Consider the following 22,464-nt stretch of genomic DNA (forward strand, 5'->3'; position numbering starts at 1 on the left):
CCAGTCCTGCGGGACCGCAGCTTGATCAACTATGCTGGCGAACTCGGCGGCGTGGCGCCGACCTCTTCCCTTCAGGGAGCTTTGTGGCACTGGTCGGGCGGGCGGCGGAGACGAGGCGGATCAGGAGCCTGATCTCCGATGTCCGCGAGCGGGGGACCGCTCTGGTGGTCCGCGGCGAAGCCGGCGTCGGGAAGTCCGCACTGCTGGACTACGCGACCGGACGCGCCAGGGCTTCAGGGCTGCGGGTGTTGACCACGTCCGGTGTCCAGTGCGAGACGCACCTTCCCTACGCCGGCCTGCATCAGCTGCTCTATCCGATCCGCGACAGGATCGCCCTGATTCCGCAGCGGCAGCGCGCGGCGTTGGAGGCGGCGCTCGGCGGCGCGGAACCGGCCGCCCCGGACGTCTTCCTGGTCGGGTTGGCCGCCCTGAACCTGATCGCCGAGGCCGCCGAGACGACCCCGGTCCTGGTGGTGGTGGAGGACTCGCACTGGCTGGACATCTCGACCTCCCACGTCCTGGCCTTCCTCGCCCGGCGGCTGGAGTCCGAGCCGATCGTGCTGCTGGCGGCGGCGCGCGACGGGTTCTCCTCGTCGCTGGTCGACTCCGAGCTGCCCGAACTGGTCCTGGCGCCGCTCGGCACCGAGGCGGCGGTGGCCCTGCTGGACGCCCACGCTCCCGACCTCGAACCGGCGCTGCGCCGCCGGGTGCTGGCCGAGGCCGCGGGCAACCCGCTGGCGCTGACCGAACTCCCGCGCACCGCGGCCGCGATAGCCGAGGGCGCCCCGACGCCCGGCTCCTGGATCCCGTTGACCGAACGGCTGGAGCGGGCTTTCACGATCCGCCTGTCCGGACTGCCGGAACCGACCCGCACGCTGCTGCAGATCGCGGCGCTCAACGACAGCCCCTCGCTGACCGAGACGATGAGCGCCACGGCGCGCCTGGCCGGCGGCGAACCCGGAACCGGCGATCTGACAGCGGCGGTCGCCGCGCGGCTGATCGACGTGGACCGGGGCGAGATCCGGTTCCGGCATCCGCTCATGCGCTCGGCGATCCACCAGAGCATGAGCCTGCCGGAGCGCCACGCGGCCCACGCGGCGCTCGCCGACGTCATCGCCGACCAGGAAGACCGCCGCATCTGGCACCGCGCCGCCGCCACCGCGCTGCCCGACGAATCGGTCGCCGCCCAGCTTCAAGCCGCCGCGGTCCGGGCCGAACACCGCGGCGGGATCGGCGCAGCCGTGATGGCGCTGGACCACGCCGCGCGGCTCAGTCAGGACCCTGCGTCGCGGGCGGACCGCCTGCTGCGGGCCGCCGAACTCGCCGTCGAACTGGGCAGCCGAGAAGCCGTCGGGAACCTTCTGGACGAAGCCTCCCGGTGCGATCTGACGACGCAACAGCGCGCTCGGGTGGTCTGGCTGCGCGGCGGATTCGACGAGGGCCTGCGCGGCCGGACCGCCGACACCTGGGCCCTGGCCGGACTCGCCGAGACGGTCGCCGCCGACGGCGACCGCGACCTGGCCGTCCGCATCCTGTGGAGCGCGGCCCAGCGCTGCTTCTGGACCGAGCCGGGAGGCCGGGCCCGGCAGCACGTCGTCGACGTCGCCGAGAACCTGGGGCTGGACGAGCACGACCCGTGGCTGCTGGCCATCCTCGCCTACGCCGCCCCGATCGATCGCGGCGCGGTGGTGATCGAACGGCTCAACCGGATCGCGGCCACCCCGGGCCGCGACGCCCGCATGGACCGGATGCTGGGGACCGGGGCGCTCATGGTCGGCTCCTTCGACCTGGCCCAGAAGCTGTCGGCGGTGGCCGCGGCCGGGCTGCGGCCGCAGGGCCGCCTGGGACTGCTGGCCCGCGCGCTCGGGGCCGAAGCCTCCAGCGCCGTGCAGCTCGGCGATCTGAGCGTGGCGATACCCGCCGCCGAGGAATCCGGCCGGCTGGCCCGCGAGACCACCCAGCCGTTCCTGCACGGCCTCATCCGCGCCATCGAGGCCGCGATCGGGGCGCTGCGCGGCGACCTGGACCGGGTCAGGGTGCTGACAGCGCGGGCCGAACAGGACGGGCTCCCGGTCGGCGCGCGGCCGGTCCTGGCCCGGGCCCAGATGGCCCGCGGCCTGGCGGCGCTCGGCGCGGGCCGGTTCGACGAGGCGTACACCCAGCTGCGCCGCCTGCACGATCCGGCCGACCCCTGCTACCAGGTGGCGCTGCGCTGCTTCGCCATCGCAGACCTCGTCGACGCCGCCGCCCACTGCGGCCGGGGCGCGGCGATCGCGGACATCATGCGGGAGATGGAGTCCGCCGCGCTGAAGACCCCGTCCCCGGTCCTGCACGCCGGGCTTCGCTTCGCACGCGCGCTGCTGGCCGACGACACCGAAGCCGAACAGTTCTACACGGCCGCCTTGAGCGCCGATCTCACGGGCTGGCCGTTCATCAGGGCCCGCACACAACTGGCATACGGCGAATGGCTGCGCCGCCAGCGCCGCGTCGCCGACTCCCGGCCGCACCTGCGTGCCGCCCGCGAAACCTTCGACGCGCTCGGCGTCATCCCGTGGAGCGACCGTGCCCGGCAGGAGCTCAGGGCCTCCGGCGAGACCAGCCGCAGCCGGAACCTCGACGCGCGCGACCAGCTCACCGCCCAGGAACTCCAGATCGCGCGGATGGCCGCGAGCGGCCTGACGAACCGGGAGATCGGCCAGAAGCTCTATCTCTCGCACCGGACGATCAGCACGCACCTGCACCGGATCTTCCCCAAACTGGGGGTGGCGTCGCGCTCCGAACTGGCCTCGTCCCTCAACCTGTCCCCTGACCTGCTCCAAGACGCCGACTTCGGGGACGGGATGACCGTCACGTGACGCACGCGAGGCCCGCCGCCGGCCTTCTACCCTCGGGCCTGTGAGCACTCCGGAACCCTCTGCCCGCCGACGCACCGACCAGCGATACCAGGCGTCCGAGCCGTCGCGGTTCCTGGGCCGGGACGAGGAATGCCGGGCCGTCGACGAGCTCATCGCGCGGGTCCGTGAGGGCCTGAGCGGCGTACTGGTGATCTCCGGCGAGGCCGGCATCGGCAAGACCCGGCTGCTGATGTACGCCGCCGAGGCCGCCGGCGACCTGCAGACGGCGCGCGTGGCCGGGGTCGAAACCGAATCCCAGCTCGCGTATGCCGCGCTGCACCGGCTGCTGCTTCCCTTCCTGGACCGGCTCGACCGGCTCCCCGATCCGCAGCGTGAGGCGCTCGGTTCGGCGTTCGGTCTGCTCGCGGCCCCGCCGGCGGACCGCTTCCTGGCCGGCCTGGCCACCCTCACCCTGTTGTCCGAAGTCGTCCTGGACGGGCCGCTGATGTGCTTCGTCGACGACGTCCAATGGCTGGACCGCGAATCACTGGAAGTCCTGGCCTTCGTCGGCCGGCGCCTGCACGCCGACGGCGTCGGCCTGGTGCTGTGCGCGCGGGACCGGGAGCCCGGCCGCACCTCGCCGACGCCGATCGACGGACTGCCCGCGCTCGGTCTCACCGGGCTGTCCGACGCCGATGCGGCACGACTCCTCGCCTCGGTGCCCGTCGCTTCGTCTGCCGCACAGCTCGCGCTGCGCAACGACTCCGTGGTCTCCCGCATCATCGCCGAAGCCGCGGGCAACCCGCTCGCCCTCAACGAGTTCGCCGCGGACCTGACCGGCGGCGCCGTGCCGCCGACGCCGCTGCCGCTCGGGCCCAGGCTCGAAGCCCACTTCCAACGCCAGGTCGACGCGCTGCCGCAGGAGACGAAGTCACTCCTGCTGCTGCTGTCCGTCGCGCCCTCCGACGATCCGGTCGTCCTGTGGCTCGCGGCGGGGACGCTCGGACTGTCGGCGCAGGCCCTGGACCCGGCCGTCGCCAACCGGATCCTCACCACCCACCCCCACCCCGGCTTCCGCCACCCGCTCATCCGCTCGGCGGTGCACTCCGGGGCCGCGCCGGGCGAACTACGGCGTGCGCACCAGGCGCTCGCCGAGGCGACCGACCGCGAGGCGGCACCCGACCGGCGGGCCTGGCACCTGGCCGAGGCGGTCGTCGGCCTCGACGAGGACGTCGCCGCCGAACTGGAACGGGTGGCCGAGCGCGCGAGGAGCCGCGGCGGCTACGCCGCCCAGGCCATCTTCCTGATCCGGGCGGCCGAGCTGACCCCCGATCCGCGGGCCCGCGCCGAACGGTACTTCACCGCCGCCCAGGCCCATCTCGTCATCGGCGACACCGCCATGGCCCAATCAGTGCTCGACCAATCCGTGCTCGGCCAATCAGCGCTCGACCGATCCGAAGCCGATCCGGGCACCCCGACGGCGCGGGCCACGGCGCAGCGCCTCCGAGCCGCGATCGAGTGGCTGCGGGGCCGCGCCGCGATGGCCCCCTCGATCCTGATGCCGGCCGCCGCGGACGTCCTGGCGGTCGACCAGCGAGTCGCCCGGGACATGGTGTTCGAGGCGCTTGCCGCCGGGATGATGACGCGGGACCGGACCGTCGGCATGACCTTGGAGGAGTTGGCCCGCCAGATACTGGCGATGCCGTGGAACCGTGCGGCCCCCACGCTCCCGGACCTGGTGATGGACGCGTACTGCACACGGATCGCCGAGGGGTACGCGGCGGCGGTCCCCAAGCTCCGAGCCTCGGTCCGGGCCCTGCTGACCGGCGATCTGGTGGAGACCGGGATGCCCATCGCGCTGATGGCCTACGTCGGCGCCGAGGACCTCTGGGACGACCGGGGCTACGGAGCCGTGATGGCGCGCCTCGCGACCGTCGCCCGGGCCCAGGGAGCGCTTCAGTCCCTCGGCGTGGTGCTCTATGCCTTGGCCGCCAGCGAACTGTGGGCCGGCCGGTTCGTCGGGGCGCAGTCGTGCTACGACGAGGCCGACGAACTGGCACTGGCCCTCGGGACGGTGCCGAAGGGGCCCTCCCACCGCGTGGAGCTGCTGGCGTGGCAGGGCCGCAGGGCCGAACTGCTGGTCGGGACCGACGACGCGCTCACCAGGTGGGGCGGCCAGCTGGGATTCGCGGTGATGGCCGGCAACGCCCACCACGCGCTGACCATCCTCGAGCTGGGCGCCGGGAACTACTCCGAAGCACTCACCTGGGCCCGGCTCGGATACGAGAACGACGTGCCGGGACAAGGCAATCTCCTGCTTCCCGACGTGATCGAGGCCGCGGTCCGCGCCGGCGACCCGGCGACGGCCTCGGCGGCGCTGGCCCGGCTGACCGAACGCGCACCGCTCAGCGGCACTCCGTGGGCGCTCGGCCTGCTGGCCCGTTCCAGAGCCCTGATGGCCGACGACGAGCACGCCGAAGGGTTCTACGAGGAAGCCGTGAAGCACCTCGCCGACACCGTGGTCGTCACCGACCAGGCCCGGACCCACCTGCTGTTCGGCGAGTGGCTGAGCAGCGTCGGACGTCGGGCTGAGGCGCGGGCACAGCTTCGGAAGTCCTACGAGATGTTCACCGACATGGGAGCCGCCGGCTTCGCCGACCGGGCCCGCAACGGGCTGCTGGCCCTCGGAGAGCAGGCCCGCACGCGCGGCGCGCGCGCCGATGTCGATCTGACGCCGCAGGAGAAGCAGGTGGCCGCCCTGGCCGCCGGCGGACTCACCAACACCGAGATCGCCACCCGGCTGTTCATCACCACGTCCACCGTCGAGTACCACCTGAACAAGGTGTTCCGGAAGCTCGGCATCACGTCCCGCAGGCAGCTCTCCGAGGTCCTCGGCGGGGCCGTCGGCGCCGCCTGACTCTCCTCAATACTGGGGTGTTTCCAGGATATGAGTTCTCTTGCAGCGGTGGTGGGGTGACGGCAGGCATTCGCGCCGCCACCGACCCGAGGAGACACACGACGGACTTCCGCGGCGACCTCGCCAAGTTCACGATCCCGACGCTCGTCATCCACGGCGACTCCGACGCGGTCGTCGCGTTCGAGACCAGCGGGGCCCGGACCTACGAGGCGATCCCGGGATGCCGCCTCGCGCTGATCGCCGGCGGTCCGCACGGCGTCAACGCGACCCACACCGCCGAGTTCGACGCCGCGCTGCTGGACTTCCTGGCGGGGTGAGAATGCGTGGCGCGCCGACCGTTCGGCCGGCGCGCCACGAACCTCGTTCTCTTGCCGACTGTGTCAGCCCAGCGCGGACACCTGACCGGCCGTCAGGGCCGTCGGGAAGATCTGGACGCCGTCCAGGCTCCCCGGCCAGAAGTCCACTTGCTGCGCACCGAATTTGGCGCGTCCTATAGCGATCGGGCCGGTCGCCATGTCCGCCGGCGAGACGGTCGTCGTGCCGGCGAGCGTGCCGTTGACGTAGATGGACATGGCGTTCGCCGACGCGTCCCGGACGCCGACGATGTGGTACCAGGTGCCGGTCGTCGGAGACCCGCCGTTCGCGCCGGTGTTGCCGACGGCTCGCGCGTTGGCGTTGCTGAACGCGAACCGGTCGTCGGCGGAGTCGTACTGGAGGAAGAACACGCTGTTCACCGTGCCGTCCTCGCTGACCGCGGTGGCGAACGCGCCCTTCTTGCTCAGGTTGACCCACGCCGCGACGGTGTAGCTGCCGCCGCTGTTGAGCAGCGGTCCCTGGGTCTGCGCGTACTGGTCGGTCCCGTTCAGCTGGAGCCCGCCGCCGTTCGGTCCGGAGGTGGTCCAGGCCGCGCCGTTCGACAGGGCAGCGTCATTGCCGTTGCCCGACGTGTCCTTGGCGACGGTGCCGGATCCGTCGGTCAGCGGCCAGGTGCCGGCCTTGCTGACGACGTTCTGGCCGCAGTCGCCGGCGCTGCTGCCCGCCGCGATCACCTTGGCGTTGGCCGCCGCGACCTGGGCGACGTCCATCTTCGGCTCGCGGCGGTCGTAGGTCCACAGTCCGTTGACCTCGCCCTCCACGTCGGTCAGCTGGGTGTAGACGCTTCCGGAGAGTTGGCACTGGGCCTCCACCCGGACCGCGTCGGCCGTCTGCACGAACTTCTGCGTCAGCTGCGTGGTGTCGGCGGCGCCGGCGTAGTTGATGAAGCCCTGATCCCAGTCGTGGGCCGGGATGGCGAGTCCCCAGCCGCCGTGCTCGCCGTCGATGGCGGCGCGGTTGTCGGCGGTGTCGGGCTGCGGGTCGGCCGGGCCGGTGTAGGTGTGCCAGTCGATGACGCTGCCGGCGCCGGTGTCGGTGTTCACGCTGCCGCAGCAGTTGAAGCCCGACTCGGCGTCGACGAGCCGGCTCGGGTCGTCGGCGTGGACCTGCGCGGCGGCGAGCTTGACCTCGCTGACCGCGTTGGACACGGTGTTCCGGTCCAGGCCCCAGCCCTCGTTGTAGGGCTCGAACGAGATGATCGAGGTCTCCCCGCGCAGGTCCTCGACCATCTGGTGCAGCTGGGACCGGAACGCGGTGTCGTCCGCCGGGGTCGGGGTGTATCCGGCGCTCATCGACGGCATGTCCTGCAGCACGAGCATCCCGGTGGTGTCGGCGTCGTAGTACCACCGCGCCGGCTCGACCTTGATGTGCTTGCGGATCGCGTTGAAGCCCATTGCCTTGGTCTCGGTGATGTCCCACTTCAGGGCGGCGTCGGTCGGCGCGGTGTAGCTGCCGTCCGGCCAGAACCCCTGGTCCAGCGTCGCGTCGACGAACGTGGGACTGCCGTTCAGCAGGATCTTGCTGACCCCGTTCACCGTCCCGACGCTCACGGTGCGCTCGCCGAAGTACGAACCGACCACGTCCGGCACGGACCCGTCGGCCAGGATCACCGTCGCGTGATACAGGAACGGATCGGACGGCGACCACAGGTGCGGATTGCTCAGCGGGATGGTGAACGGGGTGTTCGCCGTCCCGGTGCCCACGGCCACGACCCGCCGGCCGTCGGTGATGGCCACGGCCACCCGCCCGCCGGCCGAGGTGCCGCTGACCGCGTCCACGGTGACCGAGGCGTTCGCGGTGCTCGGCGCCTTCGGCAGGTTCGGGGTGAACACCACCTGGTCCAGACGCTTCGCCGGGGTCGGCTCCATCCACACGGTCTGCCAGATGCCGCTGGACGCCGTATAGAAGATGCCTGACGGATCGAGCTGCTGCTTGCCCTGCGGCTGGTTCGGCGCGTCGGTGTTGGTGACGCCTACGGTGATCTGCTGCGGACCGGAACCCTTCAGAGCCGCGGTGATATCGGCGCTGAACGGCAGATAGCCGCCGGTGTGCGTGGCGACTTGGACGTTGTTCACCCAGACCGTCGTCTGATAGTCGACGGCCCCGAAGTTGAGCACGACCCGCTGACCGCCGACGCGCCACGAGGCCGGGACGGTGAACGTGCGCCGGTAGAAGGAGTAGTCGTAGTGCTGCTGCACGCCCGACAGCTCCGACTCCATCGGATAGGGCACGACGATCGAACCGGTGAGGTGCGCGTTGGCCGCCGGCGGCGTCTGGACATCGGTCGCACCGGTGCTCTCGGGCAACCCCTCGAAGCCCCACTTGCCGTTGAGGGACTGCCACTGCTGCCGCGTCATCTGCGGACGCGGGTAGTCCGGCAGCGGGTTGTTCGGGTCGACCTGCGACGCCCACGGCGTGGTCATGTTCGCCGTCGAGGTGTTCGCCAGACCGGAGTAGAACAGCGGCACCGCCGAGCCGTCGGCGTAGGCGGCGCCACCGGTGCCGTCATAGCCGACAGTGAGATCGGTCCAGGTCTTGTAGAGCGGACCGGCCAGGACGACCACGAGCGTCGCGGGATCGGTCGGATCCAGCGCCGCCGAGGAGATCGGGAAGCCGCCGACGCTCAGGTGAGAGGTCGCCGCCGACGGCCAGGCGGCCAGCGGCTTGCTGAACGTCATCCGGACCTGTGTGCCGTCGGTCGAGAGCGAGGCGTTCGTCAGGGTCGGGACGTAGCCGGGCGGCAGGGTGAAGGCTGAGGCGGGGACGGCCGCCATCGCCTGGCCGGGCGGAGCCCAGGACAACTGCGCGGACGCACCGCCGAAGTCCTGGAAGTACTGCGCCTGAAAGGCATGCTCGCCCGCGGTGAGGTTCACGGTGGCGGTGACCGGGACGTTCCAGTCGTCGACCCAGTGGTCGATGACCGAACTCCCGTCGATGCTCATCCGGAAGCCGTTGTCCCCGTACCACTGGAAGGTGTAGCTGCCGGCCGTCGGTACGTGGATGACGCCGGACCACTGGATCCCGGCGTCGGTGCCGCTGCCGGCGAACTGCTGCAGGCGGGGCAGGAGGTTGGAGAAGTCGATGTTCGGGTCGACGATGGTGTTCTTCACCGGGCCCAGGGTCCAGTCGCTGCCGCCGGGGGTGCCGGTGGCGGGGCCGTATTGGGCTTCGAGGCCTGGGTATTCCGTCGTGGTGGTCGCGGCAGCGGATGTGTTCGCCGTCGTGCTCGATGCGGTGGCAGCCGGCACGCACAGGCCGACGATCACGGCGAGTGCCATGAGTACCGCCGGTATACGCAGCGGTCGACGGTGGGGCTTGTGGGGTGGCCGATAGCGGGGGATGGACATCAGGCTTCTCCTCCCGAGCCAGACGTAGCTGGAGTCTCGGATCAGCGTTCTGTCGTGCTGTGTTCGGCTTTTACAACGTTGCATCGGACGTCAGCGAACAACTTCGAACACAAGTCGTCAAGGACTCTTTACCGTGTCTTGACTCGGCCAGCTAACAAATAGGTTGATATGAGACTTTTGAGACAGTCGACTTCTGTGATAGGAGAGGGGGATGCACGGACGGCCGGAAGACGAGGAGATGCTGCCCCTCGACGAAGGCGGCTTCTACCGAATCCTCTACACGTCGCCGATGCGAATCTCCCTGCCGCACGGAGAGCGCCCCCTGGCCAGCTCGATCTTCTACGCGTTGACCGAGGAACAGCCGATCGGGATGCTGCATCGGAACCGCAGCGACATCATCCACTTCCTGATCGACGGCGGCCCGATCGAATACCTCACCTACTCCTCCGACGGAGTGCTCTCCCGCAGTCGCATGGACGAAAGCGAGCGCTTCCTCCTGGTCCCCGGCGGTGAGGCGAAGGCCTCCAGGCTCGTTGACGGGGCCACGTACGGCAGGGTCGCGGAAGTGGTCGTCCCCGGCTTCGACTATGCCGACCGCGACTTCGTCACCGAGGAGGAACTGTGGTCATTCCCGCATCTGGTCGACGTTCTGAGTCCTTTCCTGGCCCCGGCGCGATGACCGTCGGCGCCCACGGCCTCGCCGACAAGGCGTGCCTCATCACCGGAGCGGGCAGCGGCATCGGCCGCGCCACCGCCGAGCTCTTCGCCCGGCTCGGGGCGCGGGTCACCGCCGCCGACATCGTCCCGCAGGGACTCAGCACGCTTCAGCGGGCCTGCCGCGACGCCCTCCACGAGGTGGTCACCGTCGTCGGCGACGTGTCAGTTCCCGATGACAACCGCAGGATGACCGAGGCGGCGGTCGCCAGCCACGGCCGACTGGACGTCCTGGTCGCCAACGCGGGCATCCTCCCGCTGTCCGACATCACCGAGACCACACCCGAAGACTGGGACCGGGTGATGGCCGTCGACGGCCGTGGCATGTTCCTCAGCTGCAAGAACGCCATCGCCCAGATGGCCGCCCAGGAAGGCGGCGGCTCGATCGTCTGCGTCTCCTCCATCTCCGGAGTCGCCGGCCAGGCCAGGCAGGCCGCCTACGGACCGGCCAAGTTCGTCGCCACCGGACTGACCAAGCACCTGGCGGTCGAGTGGGCCGCGCGCGGCATCCGCGTCAACGCCGTGGCTCCCGGCACCATCCGCACTGAGCGCGTCATGAGCCTTCAGGACGAGCCCGGCGGACCGGAATACCTCGAGGACATCGCCGCCCTGCACCCCATCGGCCGACTCGGAGAACCCGCGGAGGTCGCCCAGGCCATCGCGTTCCTCGCCTCGGATGCCGCCTCCTTCATCACCGGGGCCGTCCTGCCCGTTGACGGCGGGTACCTGGCCCAATAGCGGCGGCACGGCGGCACGGTGGCACGGCGGGGCGCCACCGCAGTCGCGGGTGCTGCCGGGCAAGCTTGGTCCCATGACGAATCCCGACGATGTCGCACCCGCCACCGCCAGGTCCGCGGAACACGCCGACCTGCTCGCCGCGCTCGCCAGCCACCGTGGCCTACTGCGCCGCACCGTCCGCGACCTCACCGACGAGCAGGCGCGCGAACGCCCCACCGTGAGCGAACTGTGCCTCGGCGGCCTGATCAAGCACCTCGCCGAAATGGAGCGGCGCTGGACGCGCTTCGCGACCGGCGGCGCCGAGGCGATGGAGAGCGTGCCCATCGATTGGGCGCACCAGTTCCGCATGCTGGAGGGCGAGACCCTGGAAGGCGTGCTGGCCGACTTCGCACAGGCCGCCGCCCAGACCGACGCCTTCGTCGGCACGGCGGACCTCGACCGAAAGTGGCCCCTGCCGTCCGCGCCGTGGTTCGAACCGGGCGCCGGCTGGTCGATCCGCATGGTGGTGCTGCACTTGATCGGCGAGATCAGTCAGCACTCCGGCCACGCCGACATCATCCGCGAGTCGCTCGACGGTGCGAAGACGATGGGCTGAGCGAGCGGGGCCCGATGGGCTGAGGCGAGATCTTCGCCGGCGCCGACCAGCCTCCTCCGGCCGGCCCGGGCTTAGTGGCCCTGGCCGGAACCTGGTCGGCGCAGATGGACGCGCGATCGTCCTCGCTGAGCCCAGCGATCTCCAAGATGCGCTGGATCATCGCGTTCTTCCCGAGGGCGCGCAGTGCGGGTTGCTCCAGGTCCTCGTTCAGCCCGGCGCCTGCGGTGCGCATCTGCTGGTAGCCGGCGAAGAAGGCGGCGTCGTCGTAGAGGGCAGCCTCGGGATCCATGCTCATTCATCCTCCAGTTCGGTTGCACGGCCGGCGACGGCGCGCGCCGGGCACCAGGCACCAGGCACCGGGCGAGGGTGACCCGGCGCGCGCCGTCCCGATGTCAGGCCGCTGCTGCTCGCCGGTAGGCGGCCAGGTCGCCGACCGAGATCAGGGGGAGTTCCTCGCGCGCGGCAAGCTCGTGCAGATGGTCCAGCCGGGCCATGCTCCAGTCGGGTCTGACGATCTCGCAGATGGTGGTCACGCCGGACAGTCCGGCCAGGCGGGACAGGTCGACGGCGGCCTCGGTGTGGCCGTCGCGCTCCAGCACGCCGCCGCGGGCGGCTCGGATGGGGAAGATGTGGCCGGGACGCGCGAAGTCCTGCGGTCGGCTCGCCGGATCGGCCAGTGCCTGCAGCGTGCGGGCCCGCTCGTCCGCCGGGATTCCGGTCGTGCCGCCGGCGATCAGGTCCACCGAGACGGTGAACGCGGTGTCGTGCAGGCCCGTGTTCTCCTCGACCATCTGCGGGAGGTCGAGCTCGGCGCACCGCTCGTACGGGAGCGCCGCGCAGACCACGCCGGCCGTGCGGTCCAGCAGATACCGGATCGCGCTCTCGTCGGTGTGCTCGGCGGCGACCATGAGGTCGCCCTCGTTCTCGCGGGATTCGTCGTCGAAGACGATCACGAAGCCTCCACGGCGGAAGGATTCGATCGCCTGCTCCACGCGCTGCAGGCGGTCAGTCGAGCTCAGTTGTGCTGTGGTCATGTGTTCTCCTGCGGTCCCGGTCGGCCGGGTGACGGGAGATCGCCCGGCCAGCTGAACTGGTCTGCGAGAGAACGCGGCCATGGGCCGGGCGATACGCGCACGCGCGTGGCCCGACCGATGGACGGCGTATCTGAACGTTGAGGTACCTGAGAACGGCTCGCACCCCATCGACGGACGCCGTTCCGGGGAGAAGCGAGCACAGCCCCACCCGCACGGCATCAGACAAGACACCGCGGGTCGGACAGCGGATCGCCGCGCACTGCCTTCCATCCGGACTTTAACCGTCGGTCCTGGAGTTCCACCAGGTCAACCGGCCGATGGCTTCGGCCGGGTCGCGGACTTTCACCGCCGGTTCGGAATTTCACCGACCCCGGAGCGCGCGAACACTCGAGGGGATCATTGCACAACCCTCCCAGAGCGTCGCTGTGTTCCCCGACACACGAGACATAACTGACGCGCGCCCGACAGGCTACTGACTCAGCCCCTTGACGGGCTGGCGCAAGATGGTCTTGAGCTTCTCGGGGGCGGTCTTGCGCGCATCCGAGAGGTAGATTTCGTGGTGCAGCCCCGAGGCCTGAAGGCCGTTGGCCGCGAGGTAGGTGTGGTGCAGTTCGTGGAGCACCGGGGCTTCATCGTCGTAGGGCCCGGTGTGCAGCAGTTGGGCACTGGGTCCTTCGTGCAGGATGTGGTGCCGGACCTGCGAGATCGCGGGGAGCTTCTTCTTGGCCAGCGCGGTCTGCTTGGCGTCCTCGATCATCTCCTCGGTGATCCAGGACGGCATGCTGATGAGCATGGTCCAGTTCCAGGAGTCCTTGGCACCCGTGGTGAAGGCTTCATACTGATCGGCCCACCACAGGCCCTCCAGCGGGGCCACGACGAAGTCGCCGCCCTCGCCGCGCTTGCTGGCGAATTTGAGCGTGTAGGCGACGCTGTACAAGGCCTCGACCGCGCTGGCGTATTCGGGCGCGGTGTTCGGGTTCCCCTTGCCGTCGATGGCGATGAACTGCTGTTGGGGAACGTCGACGACAGCCCACGTCGTGTTCTTCGGTGCGTAGATGTCCTTGTGTTCCCGTTTGACGTCGTAGGGCGCCATGCGTGCCTCTCCTCCTGAACCGTGCGTGTCACTCAGCGAGGCTTGGTACCGAGCCAGCCAGGCCTGCTCCGCTGTGAGTTGACCGAGGGTGTAGTCGAAGATCGCTCGTACGAACTCCGGGGCGTGGGGTTGTTCCGACGCCGCACGACGGATGTGCTCGACCCGTTCGGTCAGCGCGCGGGAGCGGCGTTCGAGGGCCCCAAGCAGCCGCCCGTCGTCGATGGCCGGCTGGTTGGCCAGCCCCACCAGGACGCGCGGGAACACCGGATCGGGCCGGGCGATGGCCTCCTCGGCCGCGGCCGCACAGGCCTGTCGCCCCTCCGCGGTCGCGACGTATACCTTGCGCGCCTTTGCGTTTCCGGACTGGGACGGTTCGGCGTACTCGATCAGGCCTCGTTCTCGGAGCCGCGTGAGCAGGTAGTAGATCGAACTGAAGCCGATCTCCGTCCACTCGCGCATTCCCCGCTCGGTGATGACCACCTCCAGCTCGTATCCGTGTCGAGGCTGCTCGACCACGAGGCCGAGCAGCGTCAGTTCGGCGGAGGTCAGGTCCGAGGCCATGGGTCTATTCTAGTACTAGAATAGAACTGTTCGAGTGCCCGGCGTCGGCACTACGCCAGGCACTCGGCGACTGTCCCGTGCCGCGCTGGAAGAACGTGGCCGGAGTCCGTCGGCTGGGCTCTCAATCACGTTCTGACCGCAGCCCCGCTGCCGGATTCGCTGTGTGTCACTGTCCTGCGCGACAACCTCGCCGCCCACCCCGAAGCCTTGCGGGAGGGGCCGCTGCGGGGGATGGCGGCGGACGTCACGGCCGCCGCCCGGGCGATCGACGTCCCGATCACGGTGGTGGTCGGCGAGAACGACGCTGTGGAGCCACCGCATGTGCTCCGGCAGCACCTGCTGCCGCACATCCCGCACGCGCGGCTGGAAGTAGTCCGCGGCATCGGCCGTCTACTGCCCCTTGAAGCACCTGGCGCTCTCGCGGAGGAGTTGCGTAGCCGGGTTCGCAGTCACGCGTAGTCGGTCGCGGGGGTCGTGGCATAGCGGGGCATGGTCTCGGTGGCGGCATCCTGCATCGAGGCGCCGGCGGACACCGCCTCGCGCATGTCGCGGAAGTACTGCACGTACAAGTCGGGGGTGAAGGTGTTGACCATCACCAGCGGCTCGTCGCCGGGGTTGGCGAAGGTGTGCGGCGCGCCGGGCGGCACCATCACGAAGGTTCCCGGCGGGGCCTCGTAGTCGTCGGTGCCGACGGTGAAGCGTGCCGTGCCGGAGACGACGTAGAACCCTTCGTCGTGCTCGGCGTGGCGGTGTTGGGGCGGGCCGGGGCTGCGCGGGGCCAGGGTGATCTCGGCGACGCCGAGGCGGTGGCCGGTGGTGGCGCCGTCCTCCAGGATGCGGAGGCGGGCCGGGCCGAGGTCGACATGCTCGCCGTCGTCCGGGGAGACGACGGAGACCGGGACGGTCATGGTGCTCCTGGGCCGGGGTTGGTGAGGGTGGACTCTCATGAGAGTACTCCGACGGCTCGCTTTCGTGCAAGTTAACTCTTATGATGCAGGTTGACTTGCTGTTATCACGTTCCGTGCAGGAGGCTCCGATGAGCACGACGTCCCCCCAGGCCGCGAGCGGCCGCGTGAACCAGAAGCGGCGTACGCACGCGGCGATCGTCAAGGCGGCGGCCGATCTGATGCTCACCGGCGGCGAGGTCACGATGCCGGAGGTGGCCAAGGCCGCGCTGGTGTCGGAGGCGACGGCCTACCGTTACTTCCCGGACCTGGCCAGCCTGCTGGCCGAGGCGATGGCCGACACCCTCCCGGACCCGGCCGAGGCCTTCGCCGCGGTGGGGAACTCGATGGGGGAGTCGGTGGGCGACCCGGCCGACGCGGCCGAGCGGGTCGGGGTCGCTGCGGAGCACCTGGCCCGCCTGGTCCTGGCTCGGGCCGGGGCGGTGCGGGCGATGATCGCCGCGACGATCGTGCGTCCGGAGACCGCGGTGCGCCGTCCGGGCCTGCGGTTCGCGCTCATCGAGCAGGCCCTGCAGCCGTGGGCCGACAGCCTCGACGGCGAGACGTTGGAGAACCTCAAGCGCGATCTGTCGATCGTCATGGGTGCCGAAGCGCTGTTCTCGCTGATGGACCTGGGCGGTTTGGGGCCCGAGGACGCCGTGGCCAGCGTCGTGCGCACGGCGACCACGCTCACGCGGGCCGCGTTGGGGGAGTAGCTGACCCCAGGCTTTGCGAGAGTCAACTCTCACAATGAGAGTTCGCACTTGACCTCTGTGCGCGAGGGCTCTATCTTCATGAGTGTCAGCTCTCACGAAGAACTCCGAAGGACTCCCCATGAGCACTCCGACAACGGCTACCTCCACCCCCGCCACCCGCACCGTGACGATCGCGACCGGCATGCCGATCACCCTCACCGAGTTCGGCACGAACACCGACGGCGCCGCCGTCCTCTACCTGCACGGCGGCGCCGGCCCGCGCACCATGCTCGGCCTGGCCGGCGCGCTGGCCGAGCACGTGTACGGCATCGTCCCGACCCACCCCGGCTTCGACGGCACGCCGCGCCCCGAGCGCTTCGACACCATGGCCGACCTCGCCGACGCCTATCTGGACCTGCTCGACGAGCTCGACCTGCGCGGCGTCATGGTGATCGGCAACTCCGTCGGCGGCTGGATCGCCTCGGAGATGGCCCTGCGCGACAACCACCACCGGATCGGCGCCGTCGTCCTGATCAACGCGACCGGCATCAAGGCCGCGGGGAGCGAGCAGGTCACGGACGTCCGGGGGATGGCCCCCGCCCAGATGAGCCAGCTGTCGTTCGCGAACGCCGCCTTCCGCCCCGACTTCGCCTCGTTCACCGACGAGCAGCGCGCCGCGACCGCCGCCAACCAGCAGACCCTGGCGGTCTACTCGGGCGAGGCGTTCACCCACGACCCCAAGCTGCGCCGCCGCCTGCACCGCATCACCATTCCGGCGCTGGTCGTCTGGGGCGAGGGCGACGGCATCTCGCCGCTGGAGTACGGCCGGGACTACGCCGCCGCGTTCGGCAACGGCCACTTCGCCCCGATCGCCGACGCCGGCCACTTCCCGCAGATCGAGCAGATCGGCGCGACGCTGGGTGCCATCGGGAACTTCGTCGACACCGTGGTCAAGCCTGAAGGGGACTGACCGGGGTGCTGCCGGGGGCCGGTCTGTTCAGGTCCGGGCGATGCTCTCGTCGAGAGCATCGCCGCGCTCTGTCAGACTGACTGGCCGATCATGGTCACGGTCTGCCACCCGGTACTGACAGTGACTGGCGATGTCACGATCGGATCACGGATACCGGGCGCCGTAACCCCAGATCGGCCTCGATGGGATCAGTCAGTGTGACCGCGATCGTCGCCGTCTGAATCACGGGGGGAGACCCGGCCATGTCGGCTCTTTCGAAACGCACCATCATCATCGCCACAGCCGTCGTCGCTGTCGCCACGGCCGGCACAGCGGTGGCGGTGAGCGGCGGCTCGGGCGGAGCCCACAAGACGACCGCCGCAGCCGGCGCCACTCCCACCGCCGCGCCGCCGACCACCCCGACCACCCCGACCATCCAGGCCTCGCCGGCCACCTCGGCGACGGAATCGGCGGGCGCCACGAGCACCACGAGCACCACCGGCGCGTCCGGGTCCCCGACACCCACCGCGGCGACCCCGACGTCCGGTGCGGCCGGCGCCCTCGGTGCCTTCGCCGACGACGGCACCACGCCCCTGACCGACTTCCCGAGCCTGGTGAAGTTCAGCCAGGCGCTGGGCAACGCCTCCCACGTCGTCACCACCATTGACCCCGCGTACCAGCGTGCCGCCGCGAGCGCCGTCTCGGCGAAGCCGCTGTCGGGGATGGTCGTGCTCCAGGCAGACACCGGCAAGATCCTGGCCATGGCCAGCAACGGACCGGCCGACCTCGCCTACCACGCGGCGCGTGCCCCGGGCTCGACGTTCAAGGTCGTCACCGCGGAGGCACTGCTGCGCGGCGGGATGACGCCGGATTCGCCCGCGCCGTGCCCGTCGAAGGACAAGACCTATCCGATCACCAACGACGAGACCAGCACCGTCAACCTCCAGGCGACGCTTCGCTGGGGCTTCGTGAACTCCTGCAACACCTCCTTCACCGGCCTGTTCGACCAGGCCGCCAAGACCCCGGTGTCCCAGGAGTCGACGACCTATTTCGGGCTGAACCAGCCATGGGACCTGGGCCTGGGTGCGACGCTCTACGGCGTCGACGGCGGCTCGGCCAACGTCCCGCCGGCCACCGGCCAGGACTTCGCCGCCGAGCTGTTCGGGCAGGGCGCGATCACCATGTCCCCGCTGAACATGGCCTCGGTCGCCGCGACCGTGGACGCCGGGCAGTTCCACCAGCCGTTCCTGGTCTCCGGCACGACGCCCACCGCGCACGCGCAGCCGCTGGACCGGACCGTCGACGCCGACTTGAAGAGCATGATGCGCGACGTCGTGACCGAGGGGACGGCGCACAAGTCGCTCTCGGCCGTATCCCCGCCGATCAGCGCCAAAACCGGGACGGCGCAGGCCACCGGCGGCGAGGACAGCTGGATGATCGCCTTCCAGGGCGACGTCGCGGTGGCGTGCCTGGTCGAGAACGGCGGCTTCGGCGACGCGGCGGCGGGGCCGGAGATCGCCGCGATGCTCGACACGGTGAACGGGCGCTAGGCGTCGACGGCAGGGGGCTTCGTCGCGTCGGGCGTTCAGCCCCCGTCGTACCGCGTCGGGGGGAACGCGGGACGCTCACCGCGTGGCACGTCCCGATCCGGGAGCAGCTCTCCCTCGGCGACCTCGCGGTCGATCTCGTCCACTCCGTCGGCGTAGGCGACCCGCGGGTCGACGTCGGCCGGAGTCGCGCCCGGGTCGGGTGACAGCCCTGCTTCGGCCCGGTCCGCCTCGGTGCGCTCGGCCAACTCGTCGTCGTCCGGTCGCCTGGGCAGGCCGCCGCCGTGGCCGGTGTCGGGGTCGCCTTCCACGGTCTGGTTCGACTTGTGGTGGCCCATGTCTCCTCCTGGTGACGGCCCCCCTTCCGCACACGTCGTCCCCGGCGCCCAGCCTAGGTCACTCTGACTCGTTCCGCTGGTCGTGGGCCCGTGGCAGGTGGCCCGCGACAGGTGGCCCGCGCAGGTGGACGCTCGGATCGCCGGGCAGTTCGACCCGGCGTAGCCTGGCAGCCCGGGGTGGGGCACCAACCGAGGAGCTGAGAAGGGTGAGCAACAAGAACTCACCGTCGCGCGGTCATCATGGCCTCGGCGCGCGTGGCCAGGGCAAGCTGCTCTACGCGCACACCCAGGTGACACAGTTCGTCCGCCAAGCGAAGGACCAACTGCTGCGCAAGCGGCATCGGCCGCATGACTTCCGGCAGGCCGACGGCCGCTGGACTGGGTGAGGGCTGGTGCCGACACGGGATGCGAGCCGGCGAAACGCCCCGCATGCTGGAACATATGATCACTGTCATCGGTAGTGAGGCTCCCGGGCGCGCTGTGCTGTCAGGGCTGCTCGGTGCCGGAATGTCCCCTGGCCAGGTTCTCGTCGGGGTTCCCGACAAGAACGAGACGATCCCCGACCGTCACGCGGCGGAAGACCTCGCCGGCAGCCTCGGCCTGCGCACCGCCCCCGTGTGGAACTGTGCCGACGCCGACCTGGTGCTGCTCGCGGTCCCGCCGGAGCAGGTGGACCAGGTCGTGCAGCACATCAAGCCGAAGATCGATGCCGGCGGGGTGGTGATCTCCTGCGTCCCCGGCGTGCCGGTCGCCCAGATCGAGGGCAACCTGCCGGGGGAGTCGGCGGTGGTCCAGGTACTGCCGGACGAGGCGGTCATCGCGGGTCGACACGGGACGTGTGTGGTCGCCCCGGGAACGGCTGCCGTCCCGGAGGACGTGGCCCGGGTGAAGGACCTGTTCGCCACTATGGCCGACGTCGTGGATCGCCCCTGAACGCGTTCGTGTCCGGCGGGACGGTGCTCATGTGCCAGCCGTCGCAGCGCGGCCCCACGAGTTCGGCGGGCCAGCCGGCGGTGCGCACGGCGGCGGCATAGACCGCGTCGCCGAAGGTGATGATGGCTTGATGGGGGTCGGCCATCTGGCGCAGAGTCAGCCATGGCAGCAGGACCAGGCCTTCGTCGGGATGCCAGGCCGCTCCCTCGACGCCCCAATCGCACCGCTCCAGCCCTTCCGGTTGCGGCCAGATGTAGGCGTACATCCCCGGCTCGGGCCGGGAGCCGGACCCGAACGCGAACCCGACCGAGACGTACGGCTCCAGTTCGGCATTCTGCTGGAACGCCGGCCGGCCCGGCGTGGGCTCGGTGCGCTCTCCCGGACGCCACCGGGTCGCCGACAAATCGAAGCCGCCCCACATGACGCCGACCCGCGGCCGGTGCCCCAGAAACGGCGCCTGCCAGGCCTCCAGACCTCCGGCGGCCAGGTCGAACGCCCGATGGACGAGCGCGGCGGCCTCGGCGTCCCACCTCCGGTGCTCCTTGTCGTCGGCGAACCGAGGCGCGCAGTCCGCTATCTCGCAGAACAGCGTGCTGGCCGGCGGCGGGACGCCGAGACTGGCCGCGGCCTCCAGGAAAGCCGCGTAGAACCCGGCGACGGTGCCGTCGGCCAGGGGCAGCGTGACTGATCCGCGGTCGGTCTCCAGGACCGCGTCGCCGTCCAGGAGGCGGTAGTGCACAGCGAAAGTCACGCCGTTCTGGCGGAAGGTGGGCGTGCGCAGACCGCGCGGCGTCACCGCGAGCACGATGTTGCCCCACCCGGTCTCGAACGGCGCGTCGAGCGTGTACTTGCTGCCGATCTGGACCAGCCGGTTGAGGTAGGCGGCCATCGGCGCGAGCTGCTCGTGGGGCAGCTCCGGCCAGGCCGGGCCGCCGCGTTCCGAAGTCCTCGGTGCCATGGCAGAAACGTAGCGCCGCAGGTCGGCGACCGCTGTCGATGTGCGCAACCGGGCGATCCGACAGCTGTTCGCCATGGCCGGGCGAATCCTGGATCAGTAGTCTGAATCGCCGGCACGGCGGTTGTGACGGGGCCGGAGCCGTGGAGCGGGGAAACGAGGGGAACCGTGGACAACGGATCGGATGTACTTGCGGAGATCAATGCCGCCTTGCGCGCATTCTGGCGGGGGCGTGAAGCGGGGCTGGTCACGCCCGGACTAGGCGTCTCGGCCGCGGGGACGGCCGCCGAGATCGAGAGCTACGGAGGTGCTGTCACCGTCGCCGTCTCCGGGGTCGATCCGGCGCACGGAGCGCCGCGGGTGCCCCATCTGTGGATCGGGTTGGAGCACGGTCTCGGGCTCGGCAAGGACGTGTTCCATCAGTGGCTGCGCGATCCCGGTGCCGAGTTCGGCCAGTGGCTCGACCGCGCCGACCCCGGTCGTCGGCTGCTGGTCTTCTGTCCTTCCGACGCCGGCGTCTCCGAGCTGTGCGGACGGCCGGCCCATGGCTGGCGTCGCCCCGAGTGGCTGCCGTGGGAGGACAAGGTCCGCGTCGAGACGCTGTGGAGTGCGGTCGGCGTTCCTTCGCCGCCGCACGTCCTCGGGCCGGTCGACGATCCCGCGGTCCGCGGGGCGCTGGGCGCTCTGGACGGCGGTCTCGGTGTCGTCGTGGCCGGGGACTCAAGTCAGGGGGTCCTGGGCGGCGGGCGGGGGCTGAGCTGGGTGCGGACCGCCGAGGCCTTGGACGCGGCGCTCGACGGCCTGCGGGGGACGGTCGAACAGGTCCGGGTCGCGCGGTTCCTGCCCGGGATCCCGTGCAGTGTCATCGGCATCGTGTTCAGCGCAGGCACCGCAGTCTTCGATCCTTTCGAGATCGTGACGCTGTGCGATCTCGACAAGGGGCAGCTCGTGCTGTGCGGGTCCTCGACCCGTTGGCGGCCGGATCCCAAGGCGGCGGAGTTCATCCGCGAGTGCGCCCGGCGGACGGGGGAGCGGCTCGCGGCCGATGTCGGTTTCCGGGGGATGTTCAGCATCGACGGCGTCCTGAACGAGGACGGCTTCTTCGCGACCGAGGTCAATCCCCGGTTCTCCGGCGGCCTCGGGCTGGACCGGGCCGTCCCCGGGCAGACAGAGACGCTCATCCACCGGGCGGTCGTCGAGATGCTGCCCGGGGTCTACGACGCGGACCACGAACGGGTCGAGACGGCGGTCCGGACGGCGATCCGCCGGGCGCCGTCGCACAAGCTCTCCGGACGGCTGTATCTGCGCTCTGTGCGGATTTCCGCAGCAGCGGCCCGGCGGGGGCTCGGCTCCCGAGTTCCCGATCTGCAGGCCGAGTTCGCGCGGAAACCCGACATCCTGCCGGACGGAGTGATCGCGCCGTTCATCGCGCAATGTGCTCGGACACTCGGTCTTGACGCGCTCGTGACCTGCGCTGATGCCGCGCAAAGGATCGAGGCGGGGTGGTGATGGCACCGGAGGGCGGACCGGCCGCGGAGCTGTGCAGAAGGTCTTCCCCGTGGATCAGAGAGCTGATAAGTTGCCCGCAAGGTCGACTTCACGGGGAGGTGACAATATGGAGGCCCAGGTGATCGAGTCCACCACGGTGGACACCGACACGACGCAACCCGAAGCCAAGATGACGCTTGAGGAACTCAAGGCGTGGATTCTGGCGGAGGGCACGGAGGAATTCGAGCTGTTCGCTCGGTGCTGCTGGGGTTAAAGCGGGACCGGAGTGAGTGACCCGGCCGTGGGCGGCGCCGGTGGGGGGGGGGCCCCGCCCGCGCCCTTTTGGGCCCACAACTACCCCCACGGGGCCGGGTCCACAAGCCCCCCCGCGGTGAGCCCGGCGCTCA

At 70.5% G+C, this 22,464-nt stretch carries 20 protein-coding genes, 1 pseudogene and 1 riboswitch; of the genes and pseudogenes, 14 read left to right on the forward strand and 7 right to left on the reverse strand.

The genetic code is table 11. From position 1 onward, the window contains the following. Positions 1–83: 83 nt before the first annotated feature. The 3 genes and pseudogenes from ABH926_RS29930 to ABH926_RS29940 form a co-directional block, all read left to right on the forward strand. On the forward strand, positions 84–2,855 hold the full coding sequence (locus ABH926_RS29930) for an AAA family ATPase (protein WP_370369201.1): 2,772 nt from the start codon (positions 84–86) through the stop codon (positions 2,853–2,855). A gap of 40 nt (positions 2,856–2,895) precedes the next feature. Next, complete coding sequence (locus ABH926_RS29935) at positions 2,896–5,751, forward strand: AAA family ATPase (RefSeq protein WP_370369202.1); 2,856 nt, start codon at positions 2,896–2,898, stop codon at positions 5,749–5,751. 101 nt (positions 5,752–5,852) lie between these two features. Beyond that, positions 5,853–6,068 (forward strand): annotated as a pseudogene (locus ABH926_RS29940) (alpha/beta fold hydrolase); the annotation flags it as partial. A 63-nt stretch (positions 6,069–6,131) separates the two neighbouring features. On the opposite strand, the gene ABH926_RS29945 reads toward ABH926_RS29940, so the two are convergent. Further along, positions 6,132–9,404: a LamG-like jellyroll fold domain-containing protein gene (locus ABH926_RS29945; protein WP_370369203.1), complete on the reverse strand. Its 3,273-nt coding sequence runs from the start codon at positions 9,402–9,404 to the stop codon at positions 6,132–6,134. 280 nt (positions 9,405–9,684) lie between these two features. Between ABH926_RS29945 and ABH926_RS29950 the strand changes: the two genes are divergently transcribed. The 3 genes from ABH926_RS29950 (at position 9,685) to ABH926_RS29960 (ending at position 11,520) form a co-directional block, all read left to right on the forward strand. Further along, on the forward strand, positions 9,685–10,152 hold the full coding sequence (locus tag ABH926_RS29950; protein ID WP_370369204.1) for a cupin domain-containing protein: 468 nt from the start codon (positions 9,685–9,687) through the stop codon (positions 10,150–10,152). Further along, positions 10,149–10,925 (forward strand): SDR family NAD(P)-dependent oxidoreductase, encoded by a 777-nt coding sequence (locus tag ABH926_RS29955; protein ID WP_370369205.1) that lies wholly within the window; start codon positions 10,149–10,151, stop codon positions 10,923–10,925. The genes ABH926_RS29950 and ABH926_RS29955 overlap by 4 nt, the downstream gene beginning before the upstream one ends. A gap of 73 nt (positions 10,926–10,998) precedes the next feature. Beyond that, positions 10,999–11,520 carry a DinB family protein gene (locus tag ABH926_RS29960; protein ID WP_370369228.1) on the forward strand — a complete coding sequence of 174 codons (522 nt, stop codon included), beginning with the start codon at positions 10,999–11,001 and terminating at the stop codon, positions 11,518–11,520. On the opposite strand, the gene ABH926_RS29965 is transcribed toward ABH926_RS29960, so the two are convergent. From ABH926_RS29965 to ABH926_RS29975, 3 genes are all read right to left on the reverse strand, one after another. Further along, a complete protein-coding gene (locus ABH926_RS29965) occupies positions 11,480–11,809 on the reverse strand; it encodes a hypothetical protein (protein ID WP_370369206.1) in 330 nt (109 codons plus the stop codon). The two genes, ABH926_RS29960 and ABH926_RS29965, sit on opposite strands and share 41 nt — an antisense overlap. Positions 11,810–11,912: 103 nt before the next feature. After that, entirely contained in the window at positions 11,913–12,554 is a 642-nt protein-coding gene (ribB, locus tag ABH926_RS29970) for a 3,4-dihydroxy-2-butanone-4-phosphate synthase (protein WP_370369207.1), read from the reverse strand. Between the two features lie 252 nt (positions 12,555–12,806). Beyond that, positions 12,807–12,937: riboswitch (FMN riboswitch) on the reverse strand. Positions 12,938–13,023: 86 nt separating this feature from the next. Then, complete coding sequence (locus ABH926_RS29975) at positions 13,024–14,208, reverse strand: GyrI-like domain-containing protein (RefSeq protein ID WP_370369208.1); 1,185 nt, start codon at positions 14,206–14,208, stop codon at positions 13,024–13,026. A 207-nt stretch (positions 14,209–14,415) separates the two neighbouring features. Between ABH926_RS29975 and ABH926_RS29980 the strand changes: the two genes are divergently transcribed. Next, positions 14,416–14,667 carry an alpha/beta fold hydrolase gene (locus ABH926_RS29980; RefSeq protein WP_370369209.1) on the forward strand — a complete coding sequence of 84 codons (252 nt, stop codon included), beginning with the start codon at positions 14,416–14,418 and terminating at the stop codon, positions 14,665–14,667. Here ABH926_RS29980 and ABH926_RS29985 read toward each other — a convergent pair. Then, on the reverse strand, positions 14,658–15,116 hold the full coding sequence (locus ABH926_RS29985; RefSeq protein WP_370369211.1) for a cupin domain-containing protein: 459 nt from the start codon (positions 15,114–15,116) through the stop codon (positions 14,658–14,660). The two genes, ABH926_RS29980 and ABH926_RS29985, sit on opposite strands and share 10 nt — an antisense overlap. A gap of 128 nt (positions 15,117–15,244) precedes the next feature. Between ABH926_RS29985 and ABH926_RS29990 the strand changes: the two genes are divergently transcribed. The 3 genes from ABH926_RS29990 (at position 15,245) to ABH926_RS30000 (ending at position 18,346) form a co-directional block, all read left to right on the forward strand. Next, positions 15,245–15,868: a TetR/AcrR family transcriptional regulator gene (locus tag ABH926_RS29990; protein ID WP_370369212.1), complete on the forward strand. Its 624-nt coding sequence runs from the start codon at positions 15,245–15,247 to the stop codon at positions 15,866–15,868. 118 nt (positions 15,869–15,986) lie between these two features. Continuing rightward, positions 15,987–16,817 carry an alpha/beta fold hydrolase gene (locus ABH926_RS29995; RefSeq protein WP_370369214.1) on the forward strand — a complete coding sequence of 277 codons (831 nt, stop codon included), beginning with the start codon at positions 15,987–15,989 and terminating at the stop codon, positions 16,815–16,817. 242 nt (positions 16,818–17,059) lie between these two features. Then, complete coding sequence (locus ABH926_RS30000) at positions 17,060–18,346, forward strand: penicillin-binding transpeptidase domain-containing protein (RefSeq protein ID WP_370369216.1); 1,287 nt, start codon at positions 17,060–17,062, stop codon at positions 18,344–18,346. A gap of 35 nt (positions 18,347–18,381) precedes the next feature. On the opposite strand, the gene ABH926_RS30005 is transcribed toward ABH926_RS30000, so the two are convergent. Then, a complete protein-coding gene (locus ABH926_RS30005) occupies positions 18,382–18,681 on the reverse strand; it encodes a hypothetical protein (RefSeq protein ID WP_370369217.1) in 300 nt (99 codons plus the stop codon). A 206-nt stretch (positions 18,682–18,887) separates the two neighbouring features. On the opposite strand from ABH926_RS30005, the gene ABH926_RS30010 reads away from it, so the two are divergent. Continuing rightward, entirely contained in the window at positions 18,888–19,067 is a 180-nt protein-coding gene (locus tag ABH926_RS30010; protein ID WP_370369218.1) for a hypothetical protein, read from the forward strand. 55 nt (positions 19,068–19,122) lie between these two features. Next, positions 19,123–19,614 carry a pyrroline-5-carboxylate reductase family protein gene (locus ABH926_RS30015; RefSeq protein ID WP_370369219.1) on the forward strand — a complete coding sequence of 164 codons (492 nt, stop codon included), beginning with the start codon at positions 19,123–19,125 and terminating at the stop codon, positions 19,612–19,614. Here the strand turns inward: ABH926_RS30015 and ABH926_RS30020 are convergent. Beyond that, positions 19,586–20,572, reverse strand: coding sequence for a DUF5996 family protein (locus ABH926_RS30020; protein ID WP_370369220.1), 987 nt, complete (start codon positions 20,570–20,572; stop codon positions 19,586–19,588). The genes ABH926_RS30015 and ABH926_RS30020 overlap by 29 nt on opposite strands. A gap of 165 nt (positions 20,573–20,737) precedes the next feature. On the opposite strand from ABH926_RS30020, the gene ABH926_RS30025 reads away from it, so the two are divergent. Beyond that, the gene (locus ABH926_RS30025) at positions 20,738–22,078 is read left to right on the forward strand and encodes a hypothetical protein (RefSeq protein ID WP_370369221.1); all 1,341 of its coding nucleotides are present in this window, start codon (positions 20,738–20,740) and stop codon (positions 22,076–22,078) included. 106 nt (positions 22,079–22,184) lie between these two features. Further along, a complete protein-coding gene (locus ABH926_RS30030; RefSeq protein ID WP_370369222.1) occupies positions 22,185–22,331 on the forward strand; it encodes a hypothetical protein in 147 nt (48 codons plus the stop codon). Positions 22,332–22,464: the final 133 nt, after the last annotated feature.

It is taken from the genome of Catenulispora sp. GP43, assembly GCF_041260665.1.
Lineage (GTDB): Bacteria > Actinomycetota > Actinomycetes > Streptomycetales > Catenulisporaceae > Catenulispora.